Annotated in this window: 24 protein-coding genes; 7 read left to right on the forward strand and 17 right to left on the reverse strand. The window is 65.3% G+C overall.

Annotated elements, in window-relative coordinates; genetic code table 11:
- Positions 1-3: 3 nt before the first annotated feature.
- The 10 genes from V8V93_RS06020 to V8V93_RS06065 form a co-directional block, all read right to left on the reverse strand.
- A complete protein-coding gene (locus V8V93_RS06020) occupies positions 4-777 on the reverse strand; it encodes an NAD kinase (protein ID WP_338669454.1) in 774 nt (257 codons plus the stop codon).
- Positions 778-935: 158 nt separating this feature from the next.
- A complete protein-coding gene (allE, locus tag V8V93_RS06025) occupies positions 936-1,715 on the reverse strand; it encodes a (S)-ureidoglycine aminohydrolase (RefSeq protein ID WP_338669455.1) in 780 nt (259 codons plus the stop codon).
- Positions 1,716-1,809: 94 nt separating this feature from the next.
- Positions 1,810-2,805 carry a ketol-acid reductoisomerase gene (ilvC, locus tag V8V93_RS06030; RefSeq protein WP_338669456.1) on the reverse strand — a complete coding sequence of 332 codons (996 nt, stop codon included), beginning with the start codon at positions 2,803-2,805 and terminating at the stop codon, positions 1,810-1,812.
- A 44-nt stretch (positions 2,806-2,849) separates the two neighbouring features.
- A complete protein-coding gene (locus V8V93_RS06035) occupies positions 2,850-4,106 on the reverse strand; it encodes a Zn-dependent hydrolase (protein ID WP_338669457.1) in 1,257 nt (418 codons plus the stop codon).
- Between the two features lie 3 nt (positions 4,107-4,109).
- Positions 4,110-5,489, reverse strand: a complete 1,380-nt coding sequence (gene allB, locus V8V93_RS06040; protein WP_338669458.1) for an allantoinase AllB — start codon at positions 5,487-5,489, stop codon at positions 4,110-4,112.
- Positions 5,482-6,201: an aspartate/glutamate racemase family protein gene (locus tag V8V93_RS06045; protein ID WP_338669459.1), complete on the reverse strand. Its 720-nt coding sequence runs from the start codon at positions 6,199-6,201 to the stop codon at positions 5,482-5,484. Before V8V93_RS06045 ends, allB begins: the two co-directional genes overlap by 8 nt.
- Before the next feature lie 11 nt (positions 6,202-6,212).
- Positions 6,213-7,043, reverse strand: a complete 831-nt coding sequence (locus V8V93_RS06050) for an ABC transporter permease (protein WP_338669460.1) — start codon at positions 7,041-7,043, stop codon at positions 6,213-6,215.
- An 18-nt stretch (positions 7,044-7,061) separates the two neighbouring features.
- Positions 7,062-7,910, reverse strand: coding sequence for an ABC transporter permease (locus V8V93_RS06055; RefSeq protein WP_338669461.1), 849 nt, complete (start codon positions 7,908-7,910; stop codon positions 7,062-7,064).
- A gap of 61 nt (positions 7,911-7,971) precedes the next feature.
- The gene (locus tag V8V93_RS06060) at positions 7,972-9,267 is read right to left on the reverse strand and encodes an ABC transporter substrate-binding protein (protein ID WP_338669462.1); all 1,296 of its coding nucleotides are present in this window, start codon (positions 9,265-9,267) and stop codon (positions 7,972-7,974) included.
- A 20-nt stretch (positions 9,268-9,287) separates the two neighbouring features.
- Positions 9,288-10,397: an ABC transporter ATP-binding protein gene (locus V8V93_RS06065; RefSeq protein WP_338669463.1), complete on the reverse strand. Its 1,110-nt coding sequence runs from the start codon at positions 10,395-10,397 to the stop codon at positions 9,288-9,290.
- A 479-nt stretch (positions 10,398-10,876) separates the two neighbouring features.
- Here V8V93_RS06065 and V8V93_RS06070 point away from each other — a divergent pair, with 479 nt between their 5' ends.
- The 5 genes from V8V93_RS06070 (at position 10,877) to V8V93_RS06090 (ending at position 16,758) form a co-directional block, all read left to right on the forward strand.
- Positions 10,877-11,554: a FadR/GntR family transcriptional regulator gene (locus tag V8V93_RS06070; protein ID WP_338669464.1), complete on the forward strand. Its 678-nt coding sequence runs from the start codon at positions 10,877-10,879 to the stop codon at positions 11,552-11,554.
- 88 nt (positions 11,555-11,642) lie between these two features.
- The gene (locus V8V93_RS06075; protein WP_338669465.1) at positions 11,643-12,089 is read left to right on the forward strand and encodes a CGGC domain-containing protein; all 447 of its coding nucleotides are present in this window, start codon (positions 11,643-11,645) and stop codon (positions 12,087-12,089) included.
- 182 nt (positions 12,090-12,271) lie between these two features.
- Complete coding sequence (locus V8V93_RS06080) at positions 12,272-12,943, forward strand: carbonic anhydrase (protein WP_338669466.1); 672 nt, start codon at positions 12,272-12,274, stop codon at positions 12,941-12,943.
- 270 nt (positions 12,944-13,213) lie between these two features.
- Complete coding sequence (locus tag V8V93_RS06085) at positions 13,214-13,744, forward strand: DUF2087 domain-containing protein (RefSeq protein WP_338669467.1); 531 nt, start codon at positions 13,214-13,216, stop codon at positions 13,742-13,744.
- Positions 13,745-13,935: 191 nt separating this feature from the next.
- On the forward strand, positions 13,936-16,758 hold the full coding sequence (locus V8V93_RS06090) for an FAD-binding and (Fe-S)-binding domain-containing protein (protein WP_338669468.1): 2,823 nt from the start codon (positions 13,936-13,938) through the stop codon (positions 16,756-16,758).
- 351 nt (positions 16,759-17,109) lie between these two features.
- Here the strand turns inward: V8V93_RS06090 and V8V93_RS06095 are convergent, their stop codons facing one another.
- The 3 genes from V8V93_RS06095 to corA form a co-directional block, all read right to left on the reverse strand.
- Positions 17,110-17,712 carry a YceI family protein gene (locus V8V93_RS06095; RefSeq protein ID WP_338669469.1) on the reverse strand — a complete coding sequence of 201 codons (603 nt, stop codon included), beginning with the start codon at positions 17,710-17,712 and terminating at the stop codon, positions 17,110-17,112.
- Positions 17,713-17,798: 86 nt separating this feature from the next.
- Positions 17,799-18,089, reverse strand: coding sequence for a hypothetical protein (locus V8V93_RS06100; protein WP_338669470.1), 291 nt, complete (start codon positions 18,087-18,089; stop codon positions 17,799-17,801).
- A 22-nt stretch (positions 18,090-18,111) separates the two neighbouring features.
- Entirely contained in the window at positions 18,112-19,176 is a 1,065-nt protein-coding gene (gene corA / locus V8V93_RS06105) for a magnesium/cobalt transporter CorA (protein ID WP_338669471.1), read from the reverse strand.
- 138 nt (positions 19,177-19,314) lie between these two features.
- Between corA and V8V93_RS06110 the strand changes: the two genes are divergently transcribed.
- Together V8V93_RS06110 and V8V93_RS06115 are read left to right on the forward strand one after the other, a co-directional pair.
- Entirely contained in the window at positions 19,315-20,388 is a 1,074-nt protein-coding gene (locus V8V93_RS06110; protein WP_338669472.1) for a mechanosensitive ion channel family protein, read from the forward strand.
- A 119-nt stretch (positions 20,389-20,507) separates the two neighbouring features.
- A complete protein-coding gene (locus V8V93_RS06115; protein ID WP_338669473.1) occupies positions 20,508-20,684 on the forward strand; it encodes a PLD nuclease N-terminal domain-containing protein in 177 nt (58 codons plus the stop codon).
- Between the two features lie 26 nt (positions 20,685-20,710).
- Here the strand turns inward: V8V93_RS06115 and V8V93_RS06120 are convergent, their stop codons facing one another.
- From V8V93_RS06120 to V8V93_RS06135, 4 genes are all read right to left on the reverse strand, one after another.
- A complete protein-coding gene (locus V8V93_RS06120; protein WP_338669474.1) occupies positions 20,711-21,736 on the reverse strand; it encodes a succinylglutamate desuccinylase/aspartoacylase family protein in 1,026 nt (341 codons plus the stop codon).
- 31 nt (positions 21,737-21,767) lie between these two features.
- On the reverse strand, positions 21,768-22,673 hold the full coding sequence (gene rimK, locus V8V93_RS06125; RefSeq protein WP_338669475.1) for a 30S ribosomal protein S6--L-glutamate ligase: 906 nt from the start codon (positions 22,671-22,673) through the stop codon (positions 21,768-21,770).
- A gap of 8 nt (positions 22,674-22,681) precedes the next feature.
- The gene (locus V8V93_RS06130; protein ID WP_338669476.1) at positions 22,682-23,161 is read right to left on the reverse strand and encodes an ATP-dependent zinc protease; all 480 of its coding nucleotides are present in this window, start codon (positions 23,159-23,161) and stop codon (positions 22,682-22,684) included.
- Positions 23,162-23,246: 85 nt separating this feature from the next.
- Positions 23,247-25,082 (reverse strand): SLC13 family permease, encoded by a 1,836-nt coding sequence (locus V8V93_RS06135; protein ID WP_338669477.1) that lies wholly within the window; start codon positions 25,080-25,082, stop codon positions 23,247-23,249.
- Positions 25,083-25,105: the final 23 nt, after the last annotated feature.

Below are 25,105 nucleotides of genomic sequence, written 5' to 3' on the forward strand. Positions count from 1 at the left end.
CGGTCAGTGGATGAACTGCTCGTTGAAGATGCGCTCCTCCAGGGAGTGGTCCGGGGCGAAGAGGATGCGCGCCGGGCGCGAGTGGTCCTCGTGGACCATGATGTGGGCCACGTCGCGCACCTCCAGGAAGTCGGCGGTGGCGCTGACCGGCCTTAGCCCCGGCCAGAGGATGTCGAACTCCACCTCGGCGGTGTTGGGCAGCAGGGCCCCGTTCCAGCGCCGCGGACGGAAGGGGCAGATGGGGGTCAGGGCCATGACGTTGGAGCCCAGCGGGATGATCGGACCGTGGGCGGACAGGTTGTAGGCCGTGGAACCCGCCGGGGTGGCGACCATGACCCCGTCGCAGACCAGGTTGTCCAGCCGTTTCCTGCCGTTGATGAACAGACGGATGTGGGCCGACTGCTGAGAGGTGCGCAGCATGGCCACCTCGTTGAAGGCCAGGGCCGAGATGCGGTCGCCGTCGATGGTCGTGGCGGTCATGGACAGCGGGTTCAGGAGGTGCTCCTGGGCCGCGTTGATGCGCTCAATGAGGTTGTCCGGGGTGAACTGGTTGAGCAAAAAGCCGATGGTCCCGCAGTTCATGCCGTAGATGGGCAACCCCCGGTCCAGGAACTCGTGCACGGTGCGGAGCATGAACCCGTCTCCGCCCAGGGCCACCAGGGCGTCGGCCTCGTCGATGGGGACCAGCGGGCAGCGGGCCTCCAGGGCGGCGAGCCGTTCCCGTGCGGTGGGGGTTTCCGAGGCGACGCAGGCGATGCGGCGGATTGTGGTTTCCATGGCGTGACCCTTTCTGTTGCGCAGGTTCTTTGCAGGTCCAACTACCCTGCATGGCCCGTGCCGTAAAGAGGGCGCACCCGCTTTTCGGATTCCGGAACGCGAAAAGGCCGCGCGACGCATCACGCGCCGCGCGGCCCCCAAAGAGGAGGAATGTCGGATTAGATGGGTTCGTCGCGGTGGCAGTCCTTGGAGTAGATGTACTCCATGCGCTCGCGGCCGATGCCGTAGCAGGCCTGCTTGCAGAAGGGGGCGATCCAGATGAAGTCGCCGGACTGGACGGGCAGCCATTTCTCGTCGAGCAGGTAGAGCCCCTCGCCCTGGTAGATGTACATGCCGTGCTCCTGCACGTGGGTTTCCACGAACGGGTGGCAGCCGCCGGGCAGGAAGGCCAGGGTATGGAAGTTCATGTCGAATGCCTGGTCCACGGGCAAGAGATCGCGCACGAACACGTTCTCCATGGAGTCGTACAGGCTCTCGTCCATGTCGCGGATGGAGCCGGTGACCGTCCACGGGACCTGGACCGCCGGGTCCGGGTGGGGGATGAAGCGCTGCTTGTAGAGCAGAATCTCCACCGGCGCATCGCCCGTTGACGCGAAGGAGACGCCCTTGCCCGGAGGCGCGTAGATGTATCCTCCGGCGGACAGGGTCTCTGACTTGCCGCCCACGGTGACCTTGAGCGAGCCCTGGCCGGACATGACGAAGAGGAACGCCTCGACGTCCTCGGCCTTGCCGTAGGGCATGGTCGTCTTGCCCTCGGTCGACACGGTGCCGACCATCTGCACGAAGTTGGCCCCGAGCTTGGGCGAGGCCACGATGGACAGGGCGCAGCCCTCGATGCCGGGGATGACGTTGAAGACCCGGCCCTCGGTGGTGATGACCGCGTACTTGCCGGGCACGTACTCGGAACGGTTTTTCAGGAAGCCTTCGGGATAAGGCATGGTGGTTGTCCTTGTTGCGTTCGGCCTGCTTGGTTCATGGCCGGGGCGCGGAGGAGAGGTCGTTTCCCCCCGCGCCCCGGTAGGGGGAGGTGTACTACTTTCCGAACTTGTCGCGCCAGATTTTTCCGGTCTTTTCCATGTCCGAATCCGCCCAGGTGCGGCGCATGCGGTTCAGGGTGGGCATGCCCAGGGAGAATTCCTGGAGCCAGTTGCGGGCGAAGACGCCGCGCTCGGTCTCCTCGAAGATCTCCTCCATGGCCTGCTCGTTGATCACGCGCGGGCCGCTGTGGCGCACGGCGAACTCGCAGGTCCGGCTGGCCCGGGAGGTCAGGTAGGCCTCGATGCCCACGGCGTCGATGTCGTCGATGATCGAGCGGATGGAGCGGATGGCCTTGGCGTAGGCAAAGGAACGGGGGTAGCCGTTCTTGACCATGATGTTGAACATGGTCCGCATGAGGTGGATGGTCCCGCCGTACAGGACCTGCTCCTCGTAGTTGTCGCCCTCGGTCTCGTGCTGGAAGGTCATGTCCACCACGCCCACGCGGGTGGAGCCAACGGCCTTGGAGATGGCCAGGGCGGTCTCCTTCGCATGGCCGCTGACGTCCTGGTCCACGGACACGCAGCCCCAGATGCCGGAGCCGTCCTTGTACTTCTGGCGGGTCACCGGGCCGGGGCCGTTGGGCACGAACAGGACCACGTCCACGTCCTTGGGGGGCTTGATGGTCCCGTAAAGGATGGCGAAGCCGTGGGCGAAGCTCAGGGTCTGGCCGGGTTTCAGATGCTTGTGGATGGACTCGTAGTACACGGACGGCTGGGCCGGGTCCTGGAGCAGGATGTGGACGATGTCCGCCTTGTCCACGGCCTCCTCGATGGAGTAGACCGTAAAGCCGTCGGCCTCGGCCTTGTCCCAACTGGAGTGGCGGGTGCGGTCGCCCGCGCCCACGATGATCTTCACGCCGGACTCGCGCATGTTCATGGATTGGGCGCGGCCCTGGCTGCCGTAGCCGATGATGGCCACGGTCTTGCCGTCCAGCACGGACAGGTCCACGTCTTCGTCACGGTAGATTTTTTCGAATTCGATGTCGCTCATGGTTATTCCCTTTTTCTCTCTGTCTTGATCGGTGCGGTGGACGCCTAGGCGTATTCCACGCCTTCCGGATCGTTGCAGGTCTTGACGATGCAGTTCAGGAGCACGTCGGCTCCGGCCGCGCAGTCCGCCCAGGAAGTCTCCTCCACCTCGGCATGGCTCCGGCCGCCGATACTGGGCACGAAGATCATGGCGCTGGGCGCGAACTGGTTGATGTACACGGTGTCGTGGGACGCGCCCGAGACCATGTCCAGGGCGGGCAGGCCGAGCTCCAGGGCGGTCTCGCGGATCATGGAGACCAGTCCCGCATTGAAGGGCGCGCGCTCCACTTCCCAGGTCCGTTTGATGTCCACGTCGGTCCCGCTGACCTCGGCGTGGGTGCGGACGGCCTTTTCGATGTCCGCGCAGACGCGGTCGGTCTCGGTCTCGTCCCAGCCGCGCACGTCGATGGTGAAGTGCAGGTTCCCGGCGATGACGTTGCGCGAGTTGGGAGAGGGATGGACCTCGCCCACCGTGGCCACCACGTTGTCCGAGGCCAGGCCGATCTCGAAGATCTCCGAGGCCATGCGGGCGAAGGCGTAGACCGCGTCCTTGCGCTCGTTCATGGGCGTGGGCCCGGCGTGGTTGGGCACCCCGGTTATCTCCACGTCGTACCAGCGCAGGCAGACGATGCCCTTGGGCACGCCGATGGTCTTCTCCCGGCGTTCCAGGACCGGTCCCTGCTCGATGTGGTACTCGAAGTTGGCGTGCAGCGGCCTGGGGTCGAAGTCGGTTTCGCCCTTGTAGCCGATGCGCTCAAGCTCCCCGCCGAAGGTCAGCCCCTCGCGGTCGGTCAGGGCATACATGGCCTCGCGGTCGAGCTTGCCCGCGAACACGCCGGAGCCGGTGGTGCCCGGAGTGAAGCGGCTGCCCTCCTCGTTGGTCCAGTTGACCACGATGAGGTCGCGTTCAAGGGTCACGCCCGCGTCGTTCAGGGCGCAGACCGCCTCCAGCCCGCCGATGATGCCGAGGATGCCGTCGAAGCGGCCGCCCTGCGGCTGGGAGTCGCAGTGGGAGCCGGTCAGGACCGGCGGCAGGCCGCGGTTCCTGCCCGGCCGGACAAAGAACATGTTGCCCATGCGGTCGATCTTGGTCTCGCAGCCCGCGGCCTCGAACCATTCTCTGAGCTGGTTGCGGGCGTCCCGGTCCTCGTCGCTCAGGGCCAGGCGGGTCACGCCGCCCCGTTTTGTCGCCCCGAAGGCGGCGATCTCGGTCAGGAACCGCTCGAGCCGCGCGGGGTCGGTTTTCAGTGTCGCCATGGTCATTGGTTATTTCCCTTTGTTGTTTACGGGGGGCACCGGCCTGCCGGAACCGGCCCGGCCGGTCAGCCGGTGCTTGCCCGTATCGGAATCGAATCGGCAGACCAACTCGCCCCGCAGCCATGTCTGTTCAACGCGGCCCGTGCAGGGCATCCCGGCATAGGGGGTCTGCTCGTGCTTGGTCAGAAGATCTCCGGCCCGGATGGTCCACTGGGCCTCGGGGTCGAAGATCACGAAAGTCGCCTCGCTGCCCTCCGCAAGCGTGCCCTTGCGCGGGTACTGGCCGATGAACCGCGCGGGGGCGGCGCTGTACAGCCGGACCAGGAGTTCGGGGGAGAGCCCGCGCCGGACCACGCCCTCGGTGTGGAGCAGGGAAAAGAGGAACTGGACCCCGTTGATGCCGCCCCAGCATTGGTCGAAGGATGCGCGCTCCTTTTCGAAGGTCTCGGCGGGCGAATGGTCCGTGCCGATGAAGTCGATATCCCCGTTCTCGATGCGTTGCCACATGCCCTCCACATCCCGGGCGGAGCGAACGGGCGGGGTGCATTTCAGCCGTCCGCCGATGCGCCGCAGATCGTCGGCGGTGCAGAGCAGGTACTGCGGGCAGGTCTCCACGGTCACCGGTACGCCGCGTCCCCTGGCCTCGGCGACCATGTCCACCACCTCGGGCAGGCTGGCGTGGCAGACGTGCAGGTGCCCGCCGGTCTCCTCGCTCAGGCCGATGACATGCTTGGTGGCCTCGATCTCGGCCTCGGGGCAGTGGACGGCCAGGAAACGGGATATATCGTCCTCTCCGCCGTGGTCCTCGCCTGCGATGCGGTCCATGACCGCCTGGTCCTCGCAGTGCACACCGACGAAGGAGCCGAGTTCGCGCGCCCGCTCGAAGCCGCGCCGCATGGTCGCGGGCTCGGGCATGGGGAAGCCGTCCCCACCGTCGCAGGTGAACATCTTGAAGCCGTAGGCCCCGGCTTCGCTCATGGGGGCCATCTGCCCGGTGTTGTCCTCAACCAGCCCGGCCCAGACGGCGTAGTCCACCACCGAGCCCTTGGACGCCCGCGCGAATTTGTCGCGCACGGCCGCTTCGCTCAACGTGTACGGCTCGTTGGACAGGGGCATGTCCGCGAACAGGGTCACGCCCCCGGCGGCGGCCGAGGAGGAGCCGGTGAAATAATCCTCGCGCCGGGTCAGCCCCGGCTCGTTGAAATGCACGTGCAGGTCGATGAAGCCGGGCATGACCAGCTTGCCCGCGCAGTCGAGGACCTGCTTGCCTTCCAGGCGCATGCCGGGCTCATCGATGCGGGCGACCTCGCCGTCCTTGATGCCGACGACGCAGTCGCGGGTGGCGTCTTCGAGGACCAGGCGGACGTTTTCGAGCACGAGATCAAACATGCTGTTCTCCATCGGATAGGGCCGTTTTCACCAGGGGGTAGGCGTACCCTCCGGCCTTGCTCGTCGCAAGCCTCAAGGAGACGAGCGATTCCACGAACTTGACCGCGCAGGCCACGCCCTCGACCACGGGCACGCCCAGCTCCCCGGCCAGGCGCGGGGCCAGGTGGGCCATGCCGCCGCAGCCCAGGACCAGGGCGTCGGAGCGGTCCCTTGCCAGTACCTCGCGGGCCGCGTCGCGCAGGACCGCGTAGGCGGACTCGCCGTCCTCGAAGGCCAGGACCGGCAGCTTTGCGGCGTGCACCCCCCGGCAGCGGGCGGCCAGGCCGTAGCGGGCCGCGTTGTCTTCCAAGATGGGCACGGACCGTTCCAGCGAGGTCAGAATGGAGAAGCGACAGGCCAGCATGGTGGCGGCGTGCATGGCGGCTTCGCCGATGCCGAGCACCGGTCCGGCAACCCGTTCGCGCACCGCGTCCACGCCCGTATCGTCGAAGCAGGCCAGTACATAGGCGTCCGCCGGGCCGCTCTCGTCCACGAGCTTCAGGGTGTGGAAGGCGGCCAGCACGCCGTCCGAGTGGCCCTCGATGGACAGGGGTGCGCCGGACGGGCAGCAGCCGGCGATCTCGGTGCCGGGCGCGGCCACGGCCTTGCCCGCGTCGGCGATGGTCCGGGTCATGGCCGGGCTGGAATTGGGATTGATGAGCAGGATGCGCATGGGGTTGTCCTTTATCCGGCCTGGATGCGGCTGCGGCGGCGCTTGAGCAGGCTGAGGGTGGCCAGGGTGCCGACGATGGCCGCGAACGAGATGAGCGTGGTCAGGGTGCCCAGCGCGTAGAGCACCGGCGTGGTCACGTTGGTGGTCATGCCGAAGATCTCCAGCGGCAGGGTGTTCTGCGAGCCCGAGGTCATGATCGTCCGGGCGAACTCGTCGTAGGACAGGGTGAAGCCGAACAGCCCCACGCCCACCAGGCTCGGCAGGATCAGCGGGATGACCACGAAGCGCAGGGTCTGGAACCGGGTGGCGCACATGTCCGTGGCCGCGGCCTCGAAGGATTTGTCGAAGCGGTTGAAGACCGCGAACATGATCAGCAGGCCGAAGGGCAGGGTCCAGGTCAGGTGCGCGCCAAACGCCGAGCCGTACCAGGTGGGCTCAACGCCCGCCTGGTTGAAGAGCAGGCCGATGCCCAGGCTGACCAGGATGGACGGGATGATCAGGCTGACCACGGTCAGGTAGAAGAGTAGGCCGCTGCCCCGGAATTTCTTGCGGAAGGCCATGCCCGCCGAGAGCGAGATGACCATGGTGGTGATCATGACCGCCAGGGCCAGGAGCAGGGAGCGGGTCAGGGACCCGCCGAAGTCGCCCACGGCCTGCGTTTCGAACAGCTTGAAGTACCAGTGCAGGGACACGCCGTTCATGGGGAAGGTCAGGCCGCCGGACGGCCCCTGGAAGGACAATATGCCGATGGTCAGGGTGGGCCCGTACAGGAAGAGGATGAACAGGGCGAAGAAGGCTGTCAGGAAGTAGAAGCTCTTCGGCCGTTTGCCGGTGGTGTTCATGATACGCTCCCTTGCGCCTTAGAGGTCTTCGCGGATGTTGGCGAAACGGAAGAGGATGGCGAGCATCATCAGGACCGTGAGCAGCAGGGTCACGGCCCCGGCGGCCGCCGCCGGGTATTGCAGCAGGGTGATCTCGTTGTAGATGAGCACGCCCACCGAGGCGGACAGGCCGCCGGACATGAGGCGCACGGTGATGAAGTCGCCCATGACCAGGGTGAAGACGAAGATGGTCCCGATGGTGATGCCGGACTTGGACAGGGGGATGATCACCTGGGTCAGGACCTGTAATGGCGAGGCCCCGGCGTCGATGGCCGCCTCCACGAGCTTGCGGTCGATGCGCATCATGGAGTTGAAGATGGGCACGACCATGAACAGGGTGTACAGGTGGACAAAGGCCAGGATCACCGAAAAGTCGGAATAGAGCAGAAATTCCAGTGGATTGTCGATGAGCCCCATGGACAGCAGCGCCTGGTTGACCAGGCCGTTGCGCCCGAGCAGGGGGATCCACGAGATCATGCGGATGATATTGGACGTCAGAAACGGGATGGTCGCCAGCAGGAAGCAGATGGTCTGGGCCTTGGTGGTGCGCAGGTGGAAGGCCATGTAGTAGGCTGCGGTGAAGCCGATGACCAGGGTCAGGGCCCAGGAGGTCAGGGCGTAGAAAAAGGTCGTGCCGTAGGCCTGCCAGGTGACCGGCGAGGTCAGCAGGAAGTCGTAGTTGTCCCAGATGAAGTCCGGGATGATCGAAAAGGCGTTGTAGTCCCAGAAGCTGACTGCCACGATCATCACGGTGGGGATGACCAGGAAGACCAGCATGATGGCGAACAGCGGGAACGCCTGGAGATAGGAAAGGCGGGATTGCGTCATGGTGCGGCCCGTGTTGGGGCGGCTCCCCGGAAGGCCGGGGAGCCGCCGCGTTGATTTCGTTCTAGGAGGCGATGAACTCGTTCCACTTGCGGATCATGTACTTGTTCTCGTCCATGACCGAGTTCCAGCAGGCCACGTGGCCCATGCGCTCGTCGTAGGAGCCGCCGTCGCGGATCGCGCCCTTCTTTTCCATGGTCACACCCTCGGGGCTGACGATGTCGGCGGTGGCCGCCTTGCCTTCCATCCAGTAGTTCCATTCGTTCTCGGACATGTACTGCTTGGAGGTGGACGGGGCCGCGCTGTAGTAGCCCTGGCGGTTGAGGTAGGCCCCGGCCCAGCCGGAGATGTACCAGTTGAAGTACTCGTAGGCCGCGTCCAGCTCCAGGCCGGACAGGTGGCGGGCGATGCCCAGGCCGCCGCCCCAGGCGCGGTAGCCCTCTTCCAGCGGCTGGTACTTGCAGGGGATGCCCTTGGCGCGGACGGCAGCCACGGCCGGGGACCACATGGACTGGATGACGACCTCGCCCGAGGACATCAGGTTGACGGACTCGTCGAAGGACTTCCAGAAGGCGCGGAACTGGCCGTCCTTTTTGGCTTTTTTGAGGACTTCGATGGTCTTGTCGATCTCGTCGCGGGTCATGTTGCCCTTGTCGCCGTATTTGATCACGCCCATGGACTCGCAGATCATGGCCGCGTCCATGATGCCGATGGACGGGATGTTCAGGATGGAGGTCTTGCCCTTGAAGGCCGGGTCCATGATGTCGCGCCAGTTGGTGATGGGGCGGCCGACCAGGTCCGGGCGGATGCCCAGGGTGTCGGCGTTGTAGATGGTCGGGATCAGGGTCATCCACTGGGTCTCGCGCTTGGCGAAGGCGGTGTCCGCCTTCTTTTCCACGAAGCCCACGGTGTGCGGGGCCGTGCCCTGGGCGATATCGGCGCCCGGGGTCAACTGGCCGGTCTTGAAGAGCGGGGAAATCTTGTCGTAGAGCTTGATCTTGGAGGTGTCCATGGGCTGGATCACGCCGCTGGGGTAGACCTTCTTGCAGACCCAGTACTCGATGTCCGCGATGTCGTAGGACTTGGGCTGGGTCACCGCGCGCTGGACCACCGCGTCGGAATCCAGCGCGGTCATCTCGATGGTGAAGCCGAGGTCCGCCTTGACCTTCTCGGCGATGGCGTTGACGCTGGCCGTGCCCGTGCCGAACTGGCGCAGCTTGATGTTCTTGATGTTCTGGGCCCAGACCGTGGGGAAGCCGGTGATGACCGGCGCGGCGGCCACGGCCGCGGTGGCGACCGCCGCCTTGCCCAGGAAGCTCCTGCGGCTCATCTTGCCGTCTTTTTTCGTTTCCTTAACCATGACTCTCTCTCCTGTGTCGGTTACTGGTTGTTGCCTTTCCCGCCTTGCGAGGGAAACACGTTCATGTCGGCACAGTCCCAGCCCAGGGTAACCCGATCCCCGGGCGCGGGCGTGTCGGCAAAATATCGGTCGTCGGGCTCGCAGACCTGGACGGTCCGGCCCGATTCGGTATCGCAGTGCAGGACCACGTGGGTGCCCTGGTATTCGGCCATGGTGATGGTCGCGGGCAGGGTCACATCCGTGTCGTCCCGGCCCTCGCCCGCCAGGCGGACCCGGTCGGTGCGCACGGAAAAGCCGTAGGTTCCGGTCCCTTTCAGGTTGGGCAGATCGCAGCAGCGCTCGGCGCGGGCCCCTTCCACGGTCAGCCGATGCCCCTCGGCCATGGCTTCGAAGTCGCCCTCGAAAATGTTGTGCCCGCCGATGAACCCGGCCACGAACGGCGAGACCGGGGACTGGAAAACCTGGCGCGGGGTGCCCACCTGCCGGATGCCGCCGTCGGCCATGACCACCACCTTGTCGGCCAGGGCGAAGGCCTCCTCCTGGGAGTGGGTCACATGGATGAAGGTCATGTGCAGCTCTTCCTGGATGTTCTTGAGCTCTTTCCTCATCTGCACGCGCAGGAAGGGGTCCAGGGCGGACAGGGGCTCGTCCAGGAGGATGACCGAGGGCTTGGTGATCAGCGCCCGGGCCAGGGCAACGCGCTGCTGCTGGCCGCCGGAGAGCTGGTCCGGCCTGACCTTGGCGAACCCGCCCATGTGGACCAGTTCGAGATATTCCATGGCCTGGGCGCGGCGGCTCTTCTTGGGCTCGCCCTTGAGCTTCAGGCTGAAGGCCACGTTGTCCACGCAGGACAGGTGTGGGAACAGGGCGTAGTTCTGGAACATAAGTGCGGTCTTGCGCTTGGCGGGGGGCTCGTTGGTGATGTTCCGGCCGTCCAGGAGGATGTCCCCGCTGGTCACGTCCTCGTGCCCGGAGATCATGCGCACGGCCGTGGACTTGCCGCATCCGCTGGGGCCGAGCAGGCAGCAGTACTCGCCCGCCCGGACGGTCAGTTCGATGTCCTTGAGCGCCTCGACCTCGCCGTAATATTTGCCCAGTGCGGACAGCTCCACTTTTCCGATGTCAGCCATGATGGTTCGCCGTTGTTGCAGTGTTTCTCGTTTGTCCCGCCGGAGAGAACCGGCGCGGCGAAGAGCGCCTCGGGCCCGCCTCGGGATCTGCGGGCGGCGCCAGCCGGCGGCAATTGCGGATAGCGGTGTTCATCTTTCTCTTCTCTCCGGTTGCATGCGTTCGGTGGTAAACCGTTTTGACCATCAGGTCAGACCGGTAAGGCCTTGGTCATATAGATTGCGGATATTGTCAATATCAAAAATTAATCTTTATAAAATTATCCTAAAAATTACGAAAAAGTAAAAATAAGCAAATTACCATACAAAAATGTGGCTCCATAAAAATAAGTGGACAAAAAGTGCCGGGGTGTGGTTTAGGTCTGAACAGGCACTGGTAAGACCAGTCGGCCGGGGCGTCCGGCCGGAACGAGAATGTCGATTCCTGTTCAGGAAAGGTCGAGAGGGATATGAGCGGAACATACGCAAAGGGGGGCGGTCGCATGTCGAGGTCGGACGAGGCGGTGGAGAGCATTCAGACGATGATCGCCCAAAACGGCTGGCCCGGCGGCTTCCAGTTGCCTTCCCAGCGGACCCTGGCCGAGGAACTGGGCTTCAGCAGGCCGACCGTGCGCGAGGCGCTGGTGGCCCTGGAGACCATGGGCCGGGTGGAGATCAAGCCCGGCAAGGGGGCCTTCTTGTTGGACGGCACGCCCTTGGGAACGCCCCGTCCGGTGGCCAACCATTCCGCCCTGTCCGGCCGCGAGTCCCAGATGTACCAGTTCCGCTACGCCATCGAACCGGCCATCGCCGGGCTGGTGGCGGTCAACGCCACGGCGGCCCAGAAGCACGACATGGGCGTGGTTGTGGCGGCCATGCGCACGGCCCTGGAGTCCAGGGACCTGGCCGAGTTCTCCCGGCTCGATTTCGCCTTCCACTCCCACATGATCGAAGCGGCCAACAACCGGTTCTTCACCGAGGCCATCACCCCGTTTTTGGGGATATTTTTCGAGAGCCAGACCCTGCCGCTGGTCCTGGACGACAGCGTGCACGACACGGTGCGCGAGCATGAGGAGATCATGGAGCACATCCGGGCAGGGCGTTCGGCCGAGGCGCACCGGGCCATGGAAAAGCACGTGCGCGGGGTGGCCGAGCGGGCCGGGGCAAGGCTGGTCGAGTAGCCGTTTCCTCCCATGACGAAATTTCCCTTTTCTCCTGGCGGAGTCCTGTCCGAAACCCTGGCCGGCGCACCCGGCCAAAGGAGTTGCCATGAGCAATCCAACCAAGATCGGCATCGTCATCTGCGACCGCTACCGGCGCTGCGCCGGGGGCAAGTGCCTGCGGGCGCTGAATAACCGTGAAGGCGCCTTCTCCCGCTACGAGGGCGAGGACGTGCAACTGGTCGGCTACACCACCTGCGCGGGCTGTCCCGGCGGCAACGTGGAGTACCTGGGCGACGAGATGGTCAAGAACGGGGTCCAGGTCATCCACCTGGCCACCGGCCTGTTGGTCGGCTATCCCCCGTGCCCGCACATCGAGACCTTCAAGAAATTTCTGGAAGGCCGCTACGGGATCGAGGTGGTGGTCGGCACCCATCCCATCCCGCAGAACTATTTCGATACCCATACCCGGCTGGGCTCCTGGGACGGTGAGAAGTGGCTGAGCGTCCTGGCCCCGGCCATGGCGGACGAGACCATGCGCAAGGCGTACGATTAGGCCGCATCGCCGGTTTTTCCGTCAAGGAGGGCTCCGGTTCCGGCCGGCGCCCTCCTTGTTCGACGCAATCATTTCCCCTACCGGATGGGTATGGAACGCATTGCCACCCGTAGGGAAATCCTCTACTTGGAGAAGGGCGGGGGCCAGGATTCCCGCCCACATTCCAAGAGGTGAAACGTCCCATGAAAGACATTCAGAAGTTCATCGCCGGTTTCCGGAATTTCCGAAAAGAGTATTTCAGCCGCGAGGACGCCCCGTTCGAGATCCTCCTCAAGGGGCAGAATCCCACCACCATGGTCATCGCGTGCAGCGATTCGCGCACCGACCCGTCGTTCATCATGCAGTGCGAGCCGGGCGACATCTTCGTGGTCCGCAACGTGGCCAACATCGTCCCGCCGTACGAGAGCGACGAGGGCTTCCACGGCGTGTCCTCGGCCATCGAGTACGCGGTCAAGGTCCTCAAGGTGGAGCACCTCATCGTGCTCGGCCATTCCCTGTGCGGCGGCATCGACGCCTTGATGCACGACGACAAGGTCCGGCACACCGAGTTCCTGTACAAGTGGCTGTCGGTCATGAGCCCGGTGCGCGAGGAAGTCGTGGACCACTTCGGCGAGGTCAACAAGAAGTCCTGCACCGCCTGCGAGATGGCGGGCATCCTGCGCTCGGTGCGCAACCTGATGACCTTCCCCTGGATCAGGGAGCGGGTGGACCAGGGCAAGCTCAGCCTGCACGGCTGGTACTTCGAGATGGAGTCGGGCCAGTTGCTCAGCTACATGCGCGAGACCGAGACCTTCGAGCCCCTGAGCAAGTGCTGCCCGGTGCTCAAAAGGGAGCAGGAGGGCGAGGCCCGGTAGGGGCCGTATTCCCGCCGCCTCCTGCCGCGATGCGGTTTTCCTCACCTGCCTTTCCTCCGGAGGGCGCGGGCCGCTCCACTTGCGCGCCGTATCGATTCCGCGTATACACGGCCCTGGTCGGCAGTTCACCCAGGCGTCGCCGCCCCGTTTCCGGGGAGCTAAACCTGCCATCATATCCTTTCCATTCGACACCTTGCAGCGTGCCGGGTCGGAAGTCGGCGACCACCGGCAGTCCCTTATCCGAGACAGGCGCGCAAGCGAGGATATGTCATGTCCAAAGTTCCCATGCCCTTTTACGCGGGGGATGTCTCCGCACTGGCGCAGACCCTGCGGCGCAAGCTCCGGGATGCCGAAACCGTGCCCGGCCACGTCGAGATGCTCAACCTGCTCGTCAAGGCCACGGGCTTCCGCAACTTCCAGCACTTCAAGGCCGAGTTCGACGCCAGGCAGGCCATCGAACCGCCCGAGATGCGGACCGACGAGGTCAACCTCAAGCGCGTCAAGAGGGTGGTCCGCCTGTTCGACGGCCAGGGCTACCTGACGCGCTGGCCCAAGAAGTATTCCGAGCGGCTGCTCTGCCTGTGGGTCATGTGGTCCCGCATCGCGCCGCGCAAGGACTACAACGAATGCGAGATCAGCGAACTGCTCGAACAGCAGCACCTGTTCGAGGACCACGCCCTGCTCCGGCGCGAGCTGGCCGACCACCACATGGTCGAGCGGACCAGCGACGGCAGCCGCTACCGGCGCATGGAAACCCCGCCGCCCGCCGAGGCCGTGGAGGTCTTCCGCCAACTGCGCTGATCGTTTCCCGCACCACGACAACCCAGGGACCCCGGTTTCGGCCGGGGTCCCTTTTCTTTTGGGGAACTCCCGTCATCCGGTTGCGTGACGGTCGGGAAAATAATGGCACGTGCTTGTTTTAGTAAGAATAATCATGGTAGGTTTGCTCCTCGGGTCCGCTCGGACCGGATTTCATACCAAGGAGAGAATGAATGCTCATCGCCCCATACGACGTGATCCATAAGGAATTGCTCGACTTCCTGCCCAAGGACCGGGTCTATACCGACCCCCTGCGCACCCTGGCCTACGGCACGGACGCCAGCTTCTACCGGCTCATCCCCAAGATCGTGGTCGACACGGACAGCGAGGACGAGGTGGTCCGCATCCTGGCCGTGGTCAACCGGCACCAGGTGCCCGTGACCTTCCGCGCGGCCGGGACCAGCCTGTCCGGCCAGGCCATCAGCGATTCCGTGCTGGTCCGTCTGGGCGACGGCTGGCGGCACTACCGCATCTTCGACGACGCGGCCAAGATCGAGCTGGAGCCGGGCATCATCGGCAGCCAGGCCAACAAGTACCTGGCCCCGCACGGCAAGAAGATCGGCCCGGACCCGGCCTCCATCGACACCTGCAAGATCGGCGGCATCGTGGCCAACAACGCCTCGGGCATGTGCTGCGGCGTGGCCGAGAACTCCTACAAGACCCTGCACTCCATGCGCCTGGTCCTGGTGGACGGCACCCCGCTCGACACGGGCGACCCGGCCAGCCGCAACGCCTTTGCCCAGAGCCACAGGCACATCCTGGACGGCCTTACGGAAATGCGCGCCAAGGTCCTGGCCGACGAGACCCTGGCCGAGCGCATCCGCCACAAGTTCAAGATCAAGAACACGACCGGCTACAGCCTCAACGCCATCGTGGACTTCGAGGACCCGTTCGAGATCCTGCAACACCTCCTGGTGGGCAGCGAGGGAACCCTCGCCTTCATCTCCAAGGTCGTCTACAACACCGTGGTCGAACACCCGCACAAGGCCTCGGCCCTGATGCGTTTCCCTGACATCCGCTCGGCCTGCCGGGCCGCCACCGCCGTGCGCGGCGGAGCCGTGTCCGCCGCCGAGATCATGGACCGCGCGTCCATCGCCTCGGTCCAGGACAAGCCGGGCATGCCCGAGGGGCTGGACAAGCTCGGCCTGGACGCCTGCGCCCTGCTGGTCGAGGTCCGCGCCGGGTCCGCCGACGAGCTCAAGAAGAAGATCGAGAACGTCAAGGAGATCATCAAGGACATCGAACCGCTCGAACCGCACACGTTTACGGACGTGCCCGCCGAGTTCGGCAAGCTGTGGAACGTGCGCAAGGGGTTGTTCCCGGCCGTGGGCGCGGTGCGCGAACCGGGCACCACGGTCATCATCGAGGACGTGGCCTTCCCCATCGAGTCCCTGGCCGACGGAGCCCTGGACCTCCAGGCGCTCTTCCGCAAGCACGGCTACGACAAGGCGATCATCTTCGGCCACGCGCTCGAAGGCAACCTGCACTTCGTCTTCACCCAGGACTTCAACACCCAGGCCGAGATCGACCGCTACGAGGCGTTCCTGAACGACGTCACCGACATGGTCGCCAACAAGTATCACGGCTCGCTCAAGGCCGAGCACGGCACCGGCCGGAACATGGCCCACTTCGTGGAGCTGGAGTGGGGCCGCGACGCCTTCGCCCTGATGCGCGAGATCAAGGCGCTCTTCGACCCCCAGGGGCTGCTCAACCCCGGCGTCATCCTCAACGACGACCCGCGCGCGCACCTCAAGGACCTCAAGCCCCTGCCCGTGGCCGACGACATGATCGACCGCTGCATCGAGTGCGGCTTCTGCGAGCCGGTCTGTCCGTCGCGCTCCCTGACCCTGACCCCGCGCCAGCGCATCGTGGCCTATCGCGAAATCTCCCGTCAGGAACAGGCGGGCGACGCGGCCGAAACCAAGCGGGCCTTCCACGACAGCTACGACTACGACGGCGATGCCACCTGCGCCGCAGACGGCCTGTGCGGCACGCGTTGTCCTGTGGCCATCGACACCGGCAAGTTCATCAAGCAGTACCGCTCCTGGGGGCACGGACGCTGGGAAAACGCGGTAGCCTCCTTCACCGCCAATACCACCGGCATGACCATCCACGCCGTGTCCGGCGCCCTGCGCGTGGCCGGAGCCGCCCAGGACGTGCTCGGCGACCGCGCCATGGACGCCGTGGCGGGCGGCCTGCACAAGGGCACGGGCAAGCGTATCCCCCGCTGGAACACCTCCATGCCCCGCGCCGCCACACCCGCGCGCCTCAAGACCCCGGCCACCGGCAACCGCGTGGTCTACTTCCCCAGTTGCGTGGCCCGGCACATGGGCCCGGAAAAGCACGACCCGGACAAGACCGCCATCCGCGACCGCACCCTGAGCCTGCTGGCCAAGGCGGGCTACGAGGTCGTCTACCCGGCCGACATGACCAAGCTGTGTTGCGGCCAGCCCTGGGAATCCAAGGGATTCATCAAGCAGGGCGACGCCAAGCTCCAGGAACTCGAATGCGCGCTTCGCGCGGCCAGCAACGGCGGCGAGCTGCCCATCCTCTGCGACACCAGCCCGTGCCTGTACCGCATGAAGGAACACATCAAGGGCCTCAAGCTCTATGAACCCGTGGAGTTCGCGGTCCAGTTCCTGACCGACAAGCTGGAGTTCACCCCGGTCAACCGCAAGGTCGCCCTGCACGTCACCTGCTCGTCGCGCAAGATGGGGTTGGCCGAGCCCATGGAAGCCCTGGCCCGCCAGTGCGCCCGCGAAGTGGTCGTGCCCGAGGAGGTCTTCTGCTGCGGCTTCGCCGGGGACCGGGGCTTCAACTACCCCGAGTTGAACCAGGCCGCGCTCAAGGACCTGCGCAAGCAGCTCGACGGCTGCACCATCGGCTACTCCACCTCGCGCACCTGCGAGGTCGGCCTGTCCCTGCACGGCGAGGTGCCGTACAAGAATATCGTCTTCCTGCTCGACGAGGCCAGCTGGCCGAAACAGGCGGAGTAGCGGTTGAAATAATGCCTCCGGCGGCCCTCCCGGGGGGCCCCTTCGGGGAGACCAGGGAACCTTTTGAAAAGGTTCCCTGGACCCTCCAAAACTTCTTGTGTGCTTTCGGCAGGGGCGTGCGGCCGCCGGAAATCGCGGGTTTTTGTTTTGGAAGAGGCGGGGGCAGAGGACGAATTCCCCGTGTTGACACCCCGCGAAGCGACACCGAAAAGTTTAGGAAGGGAGAGGGATGGGGGTCCGGGGAAGGGAGAGGGAGAACCCTTTCGAAGGGTTTCCCTCTCCTTCCCGCGCGGAGGCGACGAAGAGAGTCCCCGTGCGCGTGAGCGCACGGGGGACTTTTTTTGTCACAATTTACTTGGGTTGGATGGCTTCGAGGTCGACGGCTATGTTGACCGTATTGCCGACCATGAAGCCGCCGCCGTCCAGGGGGGCGTTCCAGTCGACGCCGTAGTCGCGGCGGTCGATGGAGAACAGGGCGGTGGCGCCCTTGCGGGTATTGCCCCAGGGGTCGACGCGCGGGTCGTCGAGGCCGGTGACGGTCAGTTCCACGTCATGGGAGGTGCCCTTGATGGTCAGGACGCCGGCCACGGTGAACCCTTTGTCCGTCGGGAAGACCCGGGTGCTCTTGAAGGTCATTTTCGGGTGGATTTCGGCCGCGAAGAAGTCGCCGCTCTTGAGGTGGGCGTCACGCGCCTCGACCCCGGTATAGATGCTGTTCACATCGATGGTGATGTCCAGGGCGGTAGGCTGGTCGTGGTCGAAGTCGATGGTCCCGGTCACGGCGGGGAACATGCCGCGCACCTGGGCGATCATCATGTGCCGGATGGAGAAGTGGGCGGCGGAGTGGTCCGGGTCCACCTTCCAGGTCTGAGCGTTGGCCGTGGCGGTCAGGCCCAGGACCAGCAGCAGGGCCGCGAGCGCGGGCAATGCGCGCTGGAGTTTGGTCTGTTTCATGGTCAATCCTTCGGTTTTCGTACTCGTTCTGACTGTTCATCCCGATGATAAGCTGTTTTCCGGGGACCGCAAGGGGGGGGTGCCAGTTAGGAGAACGTGGGGGGCTTGGGCTGGGATTTCCTGTTCCGGACGCACAGCCGGTAGGTCACGAACGCGCCGAAGATCGCGCCGACGAGCAGGGTGCCGAGCAGGAGCAGGATGCGCGAGGTGGCGAAGGTGAACCACAGGAACGCGACCTGGGTCTGTTCGGTGTTCTGGAGCAGGAAGACGATCCACAGGACGACCAGCGCGCCGATGGTGCCGAGGCGGATTTTCTGCCAAGTGGTCAGTCCGGTCTTGGGTTGGTTCAGGTCCGGGGCGGATGGGGTTTTTTCCATGAAGAGCCTCCTTTTTGGGGGACTAAATCCATTTTCGTTTCTTGAAATACAGGAGCATGCCCGCGGCCACGCAGGCCATGCCGCCGAGCAGGAAGAAATAGCCGTAGCGCATCTTCAGTTCGGGCATGAACTCGAAGTTCATGCCGTAGAGCCCGGCCAGGAAAGACAGGGGGATGAAGATGGTGGCGAAGATGGTCAGGAACTTCATCACGTCGTTGAGGCGGTTGGCCACGGCCATGTTGTAGCTGTTCAGGTGGTCGTTGAGCATCTCGCGGTAGGTCTCCACGGCCTCGGAAATCTGTTCGGCCATGTCTTCGAGGTCGCGCAGGTACGGGTTGATCTCGTCGCTGACGAGCTCGTTTTCGGTCTTGACCAGCTTGAGGGCGATCTCGCGGGCCGGGCGCACGGCCCGGCGCACGAAGGCCATCTCGCGGCGGTAGACGTTGATCTCCTCAAGCAGTTCCGGGTCCGGGGCGTCCAGGAGGTCCTCGTCAAAGGCCTCGATGCGGTCGCCCAGGATCTCGATGACCTTGAGGTAGTTTTCGAACACGCAGTCGAGCAGGGCGTAAAGCAGGTAGTCCGGGCCGCGCTGGCGCAGCCTGCCCGACTGGCGGCGGATGCGTTCGCGCACGGGCTCGAACACGTCGCCGGGCTGTTCCTGGAAGGTGATCAGGCAACGGCCGGTGAGCACGAAGGAGAGCTGTTCCGAGAGGATTCGGTCGCGGTCCTCGTTGATGGACAGCATCTTCAGGGTGATGAAGACGAGGTCCGGGGACTCGTCCATCTTGGGCCGGTGGCCGGTGTTGACGATGTCCTCAAGGATGAGCGGAGAGATGGAAAACGCCGCGCCCACGCGTTCCATGACCTCGGGCACGTGCAGGCCGTCCACGTTGAGCCAGGAGGTCGTCTCGCTGGTCAGGCAGGGGGCGAGCACGTCCACGTCGCGGATGATCTCGTCGCGCAGGGAGTTATCGTCGTAGTCGATGATCCGAAGGCGGGGCTCGTCGGTCTTCTGCTGGCCGACGAAGATAAGCGATCCCGGCGGCTTGCCAGCGGTCTGATCGTACTTTTTCAGAAATCGGGCCATGTGCTTCTCCGGTGGTGTCGTGGGGCGGCGCTACGCTTCGCGCACGCCGGCGTTGCCGGAAACTCGAAGTATGATATATTGTATCGACAACGGATGAAACCGTTTTTGCACGGGAAAAGTCATCAGGGAGTTTTTTGCATGATTTCCACGGATACTGCGGGCTGGCTCATCAGGGGCCTCCTGGCGCTGGTGGTCGGGGTGGCCGCGTTCACGTTGATCCGCCTGTTCAAGGGCGGCCAGGCCCGGCGCTGGCGCGACCTGCGCGAGCTGTTGTCGCGGTCCATGAAGCGGCGGGTGGTCCTGTTCCTGACGGTTTTCGCCTCGGCCGTGGCCCTGTCCATCCTGGCCGCGCCGTCCAAGCTGCCCGCAGGCTGGTCCGGCCCGGCGGTGACGGCCATGAACACGGCCTGGGTCCTGCTGGCCGCCTGGGCCGCGACCCTGGTGTTGTCGGCCCTGACCGGCCTGGTCCGCTGGCGGTACAACATGGACGTGGAGGACAACCTGGGCGCGCGCGAGGTCCAGACCAAGGTGCGCATCCTGCACCGGATGATCATCATCATGGTCTGGTTCGCGGCGGCGGCCGCCATCCTCATGCAGTTCGAGCGCTTCCGCCTGCTGGGCGGGACCATGCTGGCCTCGGCCGGGGTGCTCAGCATCGTGCTCGGCATTTCGGCCCAGAAGACCTTCGGGGCGATCATCGCGGGCATCCAGATCGCCTTGGCCCACCCCATCAACCTGGACGACGTGGTCATCGTCGAGAACGAGTGGGGGCGCATCGAGGAGATCACCTTCACCTACGTGGTGGTCCGGCTGTGGGACATGCGCCGCCTGGTGGTGCCGATCACCTATTTCACCGAGACCGTGTTCCAGAACTGGACCAAGAAGTCGGCCGAGATCATCGGTTCGGTCTTTCTGCAGGTGGACTACGCCACCCCGCTCGAACCGTTGCGCGAGGAATTGACCCGGCTGTGCGAGGGGGCCGGGAAGCTGTGGAACGGCAAGACCTGTGTGCTCCAGGTGACCGATGCCGGGGCCGAGACCATGACCCTGCGGGCCATCGTCAGCTCGGCGGACGCCTCCAGGGCGTGGGACCTGCGCTGCCTGGTGCGCGAAGGGCTGATCACGTACCTCAACGCGCATTACCCCGAGTGCCTGCCCAAGCGGCGCGTGCTCTTGCAGGAGGGCGGCCGGGACCGGGCCGGGGAGTCGTGATTCCGGATTCTCTGTTGTGCGCAGGCGCAAAACCGTGCTAAGGTAGGGTATCGTCTTTCTTGGAGAACGGCTCCGGGCGGGGCGACCGAACCCTCATTCGAACGCTGGAGTGGAATGCTATGATGGGATTTGGCGGATTGCTCGGACTGGTCGTTCTGGTGTTGGACGTCTATGCCCTGGTCAAGATTTTCCAGAGCTCGGCGGGCACCGGAAACAAGGTCCTGTGGATCGTGCTGGTGCTGCTCTTCCCGGTGCTCGGTTTCCTGTTCTGGTTCCTGATGGGGCCCAAGGGCTGAGCCCGGCGCATTGAATCGTTTTCCGGTCAGCGCGCCATCCTGGCGTCCATGACCATCTCAGAATACTCGTCCACCGAGGCCTGGGCCTGGCGCGGCGCGTCGAACCGCGCGAGGTGCATGACCGCATCGCCCTTGTAGACCGAGGCCAGGGACTGGTCGCCGATGATCACCCCGTCGCGGGGCGCGACCAGGTCCGTGGACCGGCCGCCGAACGGGTCGTGGATGGTCCCGAGGACCTCACCCTGGCCCACGTGCTGGCCGAGCTTGGCGACGGCCCGGAACAGTCCGCTGGCCGGGGCCCGGCACCAGGTCCGGTCCGTGGCGATCTGCAGCGGGACCCGGCGGCGCTTGCGCTTTCCGGCCGGGAGCATGTTCAGCGATTCCATCACCGAGGTGATGCCGCGCAGCCCGGCGCGGATGGAGAATTCGTCGAAGCGCAGGGGCTCGCCCGCCTCGAAAAGCAGGACGCGCACGCCGCTCTCCCTGGCCGCCGCGCGCAGGGAGCCCTCCATGCCGGACAGGTCCAGGGCCAGGGGCGCGCCGAAGGCCTCGGCCATGGACAGGACCGCCGGGTCTTCCATGTCGCCCCGGATGTGCGGCAGGTTCCGGCGGTGGTTGGAGCCGGTGTGCAGGTCGATGCCGTAGCCGCAGTTTTTGACCACGTTTTCGAAGAAGACCGCGGCCAGCTCCGAGGCCAGGGACCCGCCCTCCTTGCCGGGGAAGAAGCGGTTCAGGTCGCGGCGGTCCGGCAGGTAGCGGGTGTTGGCCATGAACCCGTAGATGTTCACGATGGGGATGGCGTAGAGGGTCCCGGCCAGTTGGTTCAGCCTTTTTAAGCGCAGCAGCCGCCGGATGATCTCCACGCCGTTGAGCTCGTCGCCGTGGATGGCCGCGCAGACGAACAGGGCCGGGCCCTCGCGCCTGCCGTGGAAGACGTGGACCGGCATGGCCGAGCCCTGGCGCAGGAAGGTGTCGGGCACGGGCAGGAGTACCGTGGCGTGGCTGCCGGCGGCCACTTTTCGGTCTCCGATGGTGACGGACGCTCTGGTCATGTGACGGTCCTCCCGCGTGGCCGCGCCGGGGCTAGCCCTTGCCGCGCGTCTTGGTCTTGCCGGGCTTGGCGTTCTTCTCGATGAACTCGATGATCTTGTCCGCGATGTCGATGCCCGTGGCCTTTTCGATGCCTTCCAGGCCGGGGGAGGAGTTGACTTCCATGACCACCGGGCCGTGGTTGGACCGCAGCAGGTCCACGCCGCAGACGTTCAGGCCCATGATCCGGGCGGCCCGGACCGCGGTGGAGCGCTCCTCCGGGGTGATCTTGACCGGCTCGGCCGAGCCCCCGCGGTGGATGTTGGAGCGAAACTCGCCCTTGCCCGCCGTGCGCCGCATGGCCGCGACCACCTTGCCGCCGACCACCAGGCAGCGGATGTCCGTGCCGCGTGATTCCTTGATGTATTCCTGGACCAGGATGTTGGCGTTCAGGCCCTGGAAGGCCTGGATGACGCTTTCGGCCGCGTGCCGGGTCTCGGCCAGGACCACGCCGATGCCCTGGGTGCCTTCCAGCAGCTTGACCACCAGGGGCGCGCCGCCGACCACGTCGATGAGGTCGCCGGTGAACTTGGTGGAGCTGGCGAAGCCGGTGACCGGCAGGCCGATGCCCTTGCGCGAGAGCAGTTGCAGGCTGCGCAGCTTGTCGCGGGAGCGGGTGATGGCGATGGACTCGTTCAGGCTGTACACGCCCATCATCTCGAACTGGCGCACCACGGCGCAGCCGAAGAAGGTGATGGACGCGCCGATGCGCGGGATGACCGCGTCCACGGCCTCCACCCGCTCGCCCTTGTAGTGGATGGACGGGCTGTGGGAGGTGATGTTCATGTAGCAGCGCAGGGGGTTGATGACCTCCACCTCGTGGCCGCGCGCCTTCCCGGCGTCGACCAGAGCCGTGGTGGAGTACAGGCTGGCCTTGCGCGACAGGATGATGATTTTCATATCGGCTGTTATCCTTTGTTCCGTTTTGCGTACGCCCGTTTTCCGGGGGCGCTTCCGGCCTGCATGGACAGGGACGGGTCCACCACCAGCCGCCCGGACATGGCGTTGCGTCCGAGGAGCATGCGGAACTTCATCTCGTCCCGGTTGGTCAGGGTCAGTTCGATGGGCCAGGCCCGCCCGGCCAGAAGCAGGGTGGTGGCTATGACATGGCGGTTCTGGCTTTGTCCACCCGAATTGGTGACTTTTCTGCGGTCCACCAGGGGGGCCGTGCACGGGATGACCAGATCGTCGTCTCCCTGCAGGGGGTGGACGTTGAAGGAGACGTAGCGGACGCCGTCGCGTTCGAAGGGCTCGACGTCGAAGGCGTGCAGGGCCGAGGTCCGCGCCCCGGTGTCCACCTTGGCCTTGACGGCGGGCACGTTCAGGTCCGGCAGGCCGATCCACTCCCGCCAGCCGATGATCATTTTCGGTTCTTTCGGTTTTTTCATGGGCTCTTGTTGCTGATTGTCGGCCCGTCCTGTGGCGCGGGCCGGTTGCGGCGCGGGGGCATCCCCCCGTATGCGCCAGGATGCGTCACATGTAGAAGAAAGGCAACAGGAACGAGGACGCCCCCCACATGATCAGGACCAGGGGCACGCCCACCTTGAGGAAGTCGGAGAAGGCGTACTCGCCCGCGTTCATGACCAGCAGGTTGGTCTTGTAGGCCATGGGCGTGGCGTAGCTCATGTTCGCCCCGAAAAGCACGGCCAGGACGAAGGGCTCGGGCGCGAGCCCCATTTGCCGGGCGATGGACACGGCGATGGGCGTACCGATGACCGCCGTGGCGTTGTTGGAGATGATGTTGGTCAGCCCGGCCATGAGCAGCATCAGGCCGCTTAGGATCATGGCGGGGGATGCGCTCCCGGACAAGGCCACGAAGACCGAGCCGAGGTATTGGGCCCCGCCCGTGCGGATCATGGCCGTGCCCAGTGCCAGGCTGGTGACCACGATGAGGATGACCTGGACGCTCAGCGCGCGGGTGGCGTCGCGCCAGGTCAGGCAGCCGGTCAGGATCATGAGCAGGGCGCCCGCCGTGGCGCTGATGGCGATGGTCAGTATGCCGGTCGCCGAGGCCGCGATCACGGCGAGCATGATGGCCAGGGCCAGGGGGGCCTTGCGCGAATAGGGCAGGTCCATGGCCGAGTCGAGGAGCAGGAAGTCGGTGTTCCGCTTGAGCACCGCGAGGTTCCGGCGCGGCCCCTGGACGAGCAGGATGTCGCCCACGCGCAGCCGGATGTCGCCGACGTGGTCCTCGACCCGCTCGTAGCGTTTGCCCGAGCGGTGGATGGCCAGGGCGATGAATCCGGTGCGCTCGAAGAGGTGGTAGTCGCTCAGGGTGGTCCCGTGGAGCCGGGAGCCTTGGAACACGGCAATCTCGGCGACCTGCTGGTCCTTGTCGCTCAGGGGGTTCTTTTCGCTGACCGGTTCGTCCTCGGACCCGACCGGGTACAGGGTGCCGCTCAATATCCGCTCGAACTCCTTGAGCCTCTCCGGGGTGTCGCTGACCACCAGGTGGTCGCCCGGCGCGAGAATGACGTCCGGTAGGAGCATGACCCGGTTGCCCTCGCCCCGTTCCAGGGAATTGATCTTCATCCTGTTGCCGGTCATATCCAGGGCCTTGAGCAGGGGCTGGCCGTCCAGGGGGCCGCCCCGGGTCACGGCCAGGTGGGCGGTAAAGATTCTCGGCGAGGAATCGGCGAGGCATATCTTGCGGCCCGGCAGCAGGCGCGGGGCGACGAGCCAGAGGTAGGCCGCGCCGATCAGCCCCGCGAGCACGGCCGGCCCGGCGAAGTCGAACATGTTGAACGGGGTCAGCCCCATCTCCATGGCCACCCCCACCACCAGGAGGTTGGTGGAGGTGCCGATGGTCGTGGTCGTGCCGCCGAGCAGGGTGGAGAAGCCCATGGGCATGAGCACCTTGGCCGCCGGGGTGTCGGTCTTGAGCGACACGCTGATGAGCACCGGCAGGAGCAGGACCACCACGGGCACGTTGTTGATGAAGGCGCTGATGAATCCGCCGAGCAGCAGGGTCAGGAGCAGGGACAGGCCCGGGCTGACCCGCCAGAACCGGGCCAGGGAGCGCCCCACGGGGTCGAGCGCCCCGGTGCGCAGGATGCCCTGTCCCGCGATCATCAATGCGCAGACCGCGACCAGGGCCTCGTTGCCGAACCCAAGGAAGAAGTCCACGGCCCGCAGGCGCGTACCGTCCGCCTCGAAGGGGAATATCTCGAAGCCCACGGCCAGACAGACGAGGATGACCAGGCTGGAGGTCTCCAGGGGGAGCCTGTCGCGGCTGAACAGGACCAGGGCCAGGCCGGTGAGCAGGAGGACGGCTATGGCGTGTGGGTTGGGCGGCAGTGGAATGGTCATGCTGGTTCCTGCGCATTGCGAAG

Source organism: Pseudodesulfovibrio sp. 5S69, assembly GCF_037094465.1.
In the GTDB taxonomy this organism is placed as follows: domain Bacteria; phylum Desulfobacterota; class Desulfovibrionia; order Desulfovibrionales; family Desulfovibrionaceae; genus Pseudodesulfovibrio; species Pseudodesulfovibrio methanolicus.

Bases quoted from the DNA above. Each gene is read 5' to 3' on its own strand.
- V8V93_RS06045 (WP_338669459.1), bottom strand. From the start codon at position 6,201: ATGCGCATCCTGCTCATCAATCCCAATTCCAGCCCGGCCATGACCCGG.
- V8V93_RS06075 (WP_338669465.1), top strand. From the start codon at position 11,643: ATGAGCAATCCAACCAAGATCGGCATCGTCATCTGCGACCGCTACCGG.
- corA (WP_338669471.1), bottom strand. From the start codon at position 19,176: ATGGCCCGATTTCTGAAAAAGTACGATCAGACCGCTGGCAAGCCGCCG.
- V8V93_RS06110 (WP_338669472.1), top strand. From the start codon at position 19,315: ATGATTTCCACGGATACTGCGGGCTGGCTCATCAGGGGCCTCCTGGCG.
- V8V93_RS06050 (WP_338669460.1), bottom strand. From the start codon at position 7,043: ATGAACACCACCGGCAAACGGCCGAAGAGCTTCTACTTCCTGACAGCC.
- V8V93_RS06135 (WP_338669477.1), bottom strand. From the start codon at position 25,082: ATGACCATTCCACTGCCGCCCAACCCACACGCCATAGCCGTCCTCCTG.
- V8V93_RS06060 (WP_338669462.1), bottom strand. From the start codon at position 9,267: ATGGTTAAGGAAACGAAAAAAGACGGCAAGATGAGCCGCAGGAGCTTC.
- V8V93_RS06065 (WP_338669463.1), bottom strand. From the start codon at position 10,397: ATGGCTGACATCGGAAAAGTGGAGCTGTCCGCACTGGGCAAATATTAC.
- V8V93_RS06090 (WP_338669468.1), top strand. From the start codon at position 13,936: ATGCTCATCGCCCCATACGACGTGATCCATAAGGAATTGCTCGACTTC.
- ilvC (WP_338669456.1), bottom strand. From the start codon at position 2,805: ATGAGCGACATCGAATTCGAAAAAATCTACCGTGACGAAGACGTGGAC.
- V8V93_RS06100 (WP_338669470.1), bottom strand. From the start codon at position 18,089: ATGGAAAAAACCCCATCCGCCCCGGACCTGAACCAACCCAAGACCGGA.
- allE (WP_338669455.1), bottom strand. From the start codon at position 1,715: ATGCCTTATCCCGAAGGCTTCCTGAAAAACCGTTCCGAGTACGTGCCC.
- allB (WP_338669458.1), bottom strand. From the start codon at position 5,489: ATGTTTGATCTCGTGCTCGAAAACGTCCGCCTGGTCCTCGAAGACGCC.
- rimK (WP_338669475.1), bottom strand. From the start codon at position 22,673: ATGAAAATCATCATCCTGTCGCGCAAGGCCAGCCTGTACTCCACCACG.
- V8V93_RS06080 (WP_338669466.1), top strand. From the start codon at position 12,272: ATGAAAGACATTCAGAAGTTCATCGCCGGTTTCCGGAATTTCCGAAAA.
- V8V93_RS06095 (WP_338669469.1), bottom strand. From the start codon at position 17,712: ATGAAACAGACCAAACTCCAGCGCGCATTGCCCGCGCTCGCGGCCCTG.
- V8V93_RS06070 (WP_338669464.1), top strand. From the start codon at position 10,877: ATGTCGAGGTCGGACGAGGCGGTGGAGAGCATTCAGACGATGATCGCC.
- V8V93_RS06020 (WP_338669454.1), bottom strand. From the start codon at position 777: ATGGAAACCACAATCCGCCGCATCGCCTGCGTCGCCTCGGAAACCCCC.
- V8V93_RS06130 (WP_338669476.1), bottom strand. From the start codon at position 23,161: ATGAAAAAACCGAAAGAACCGAAAATGATCATCGGCTGGCGGGAGTGG.
- V8V93_RS06085 (WP_338669467.1), top strand. From the start codon at position 13,214: ATGTCCAAAGTTCCCATGCCCTTTTACGCGGGGGATGTCTCCGCACTG.
- V8V93_RS06120 (WP_338669474.1), bottom strand. From the start codon at position 21,736: ATGACCAGAGCGTCCGTCACCATCGGAGACCGAAAAGTGGCCGCCGGC.
- V8V93_RS06115 (WP_338669473.1), top strand. From the start codon at position 20,508: ATGATGGGATTTGGCGGATTGCTCGGACTGGTCGTTCTGGTGTTGGAC.
- V8V93_RS06035 (WP_338669457.1), bottom strand. From the start codon at position 4,106: ATGACCATGGCGACACTGAAAACCGACCCCGCGCGGCTCGAGCGGTTC.
- V8V93_RS06055 (WP_338669461.1), bottom strand. From the start codon at position 7,910: ATGACGCAATCCCGCCTTTCCTATCTCCAGGCGTTCCCGCTGTTCGCC.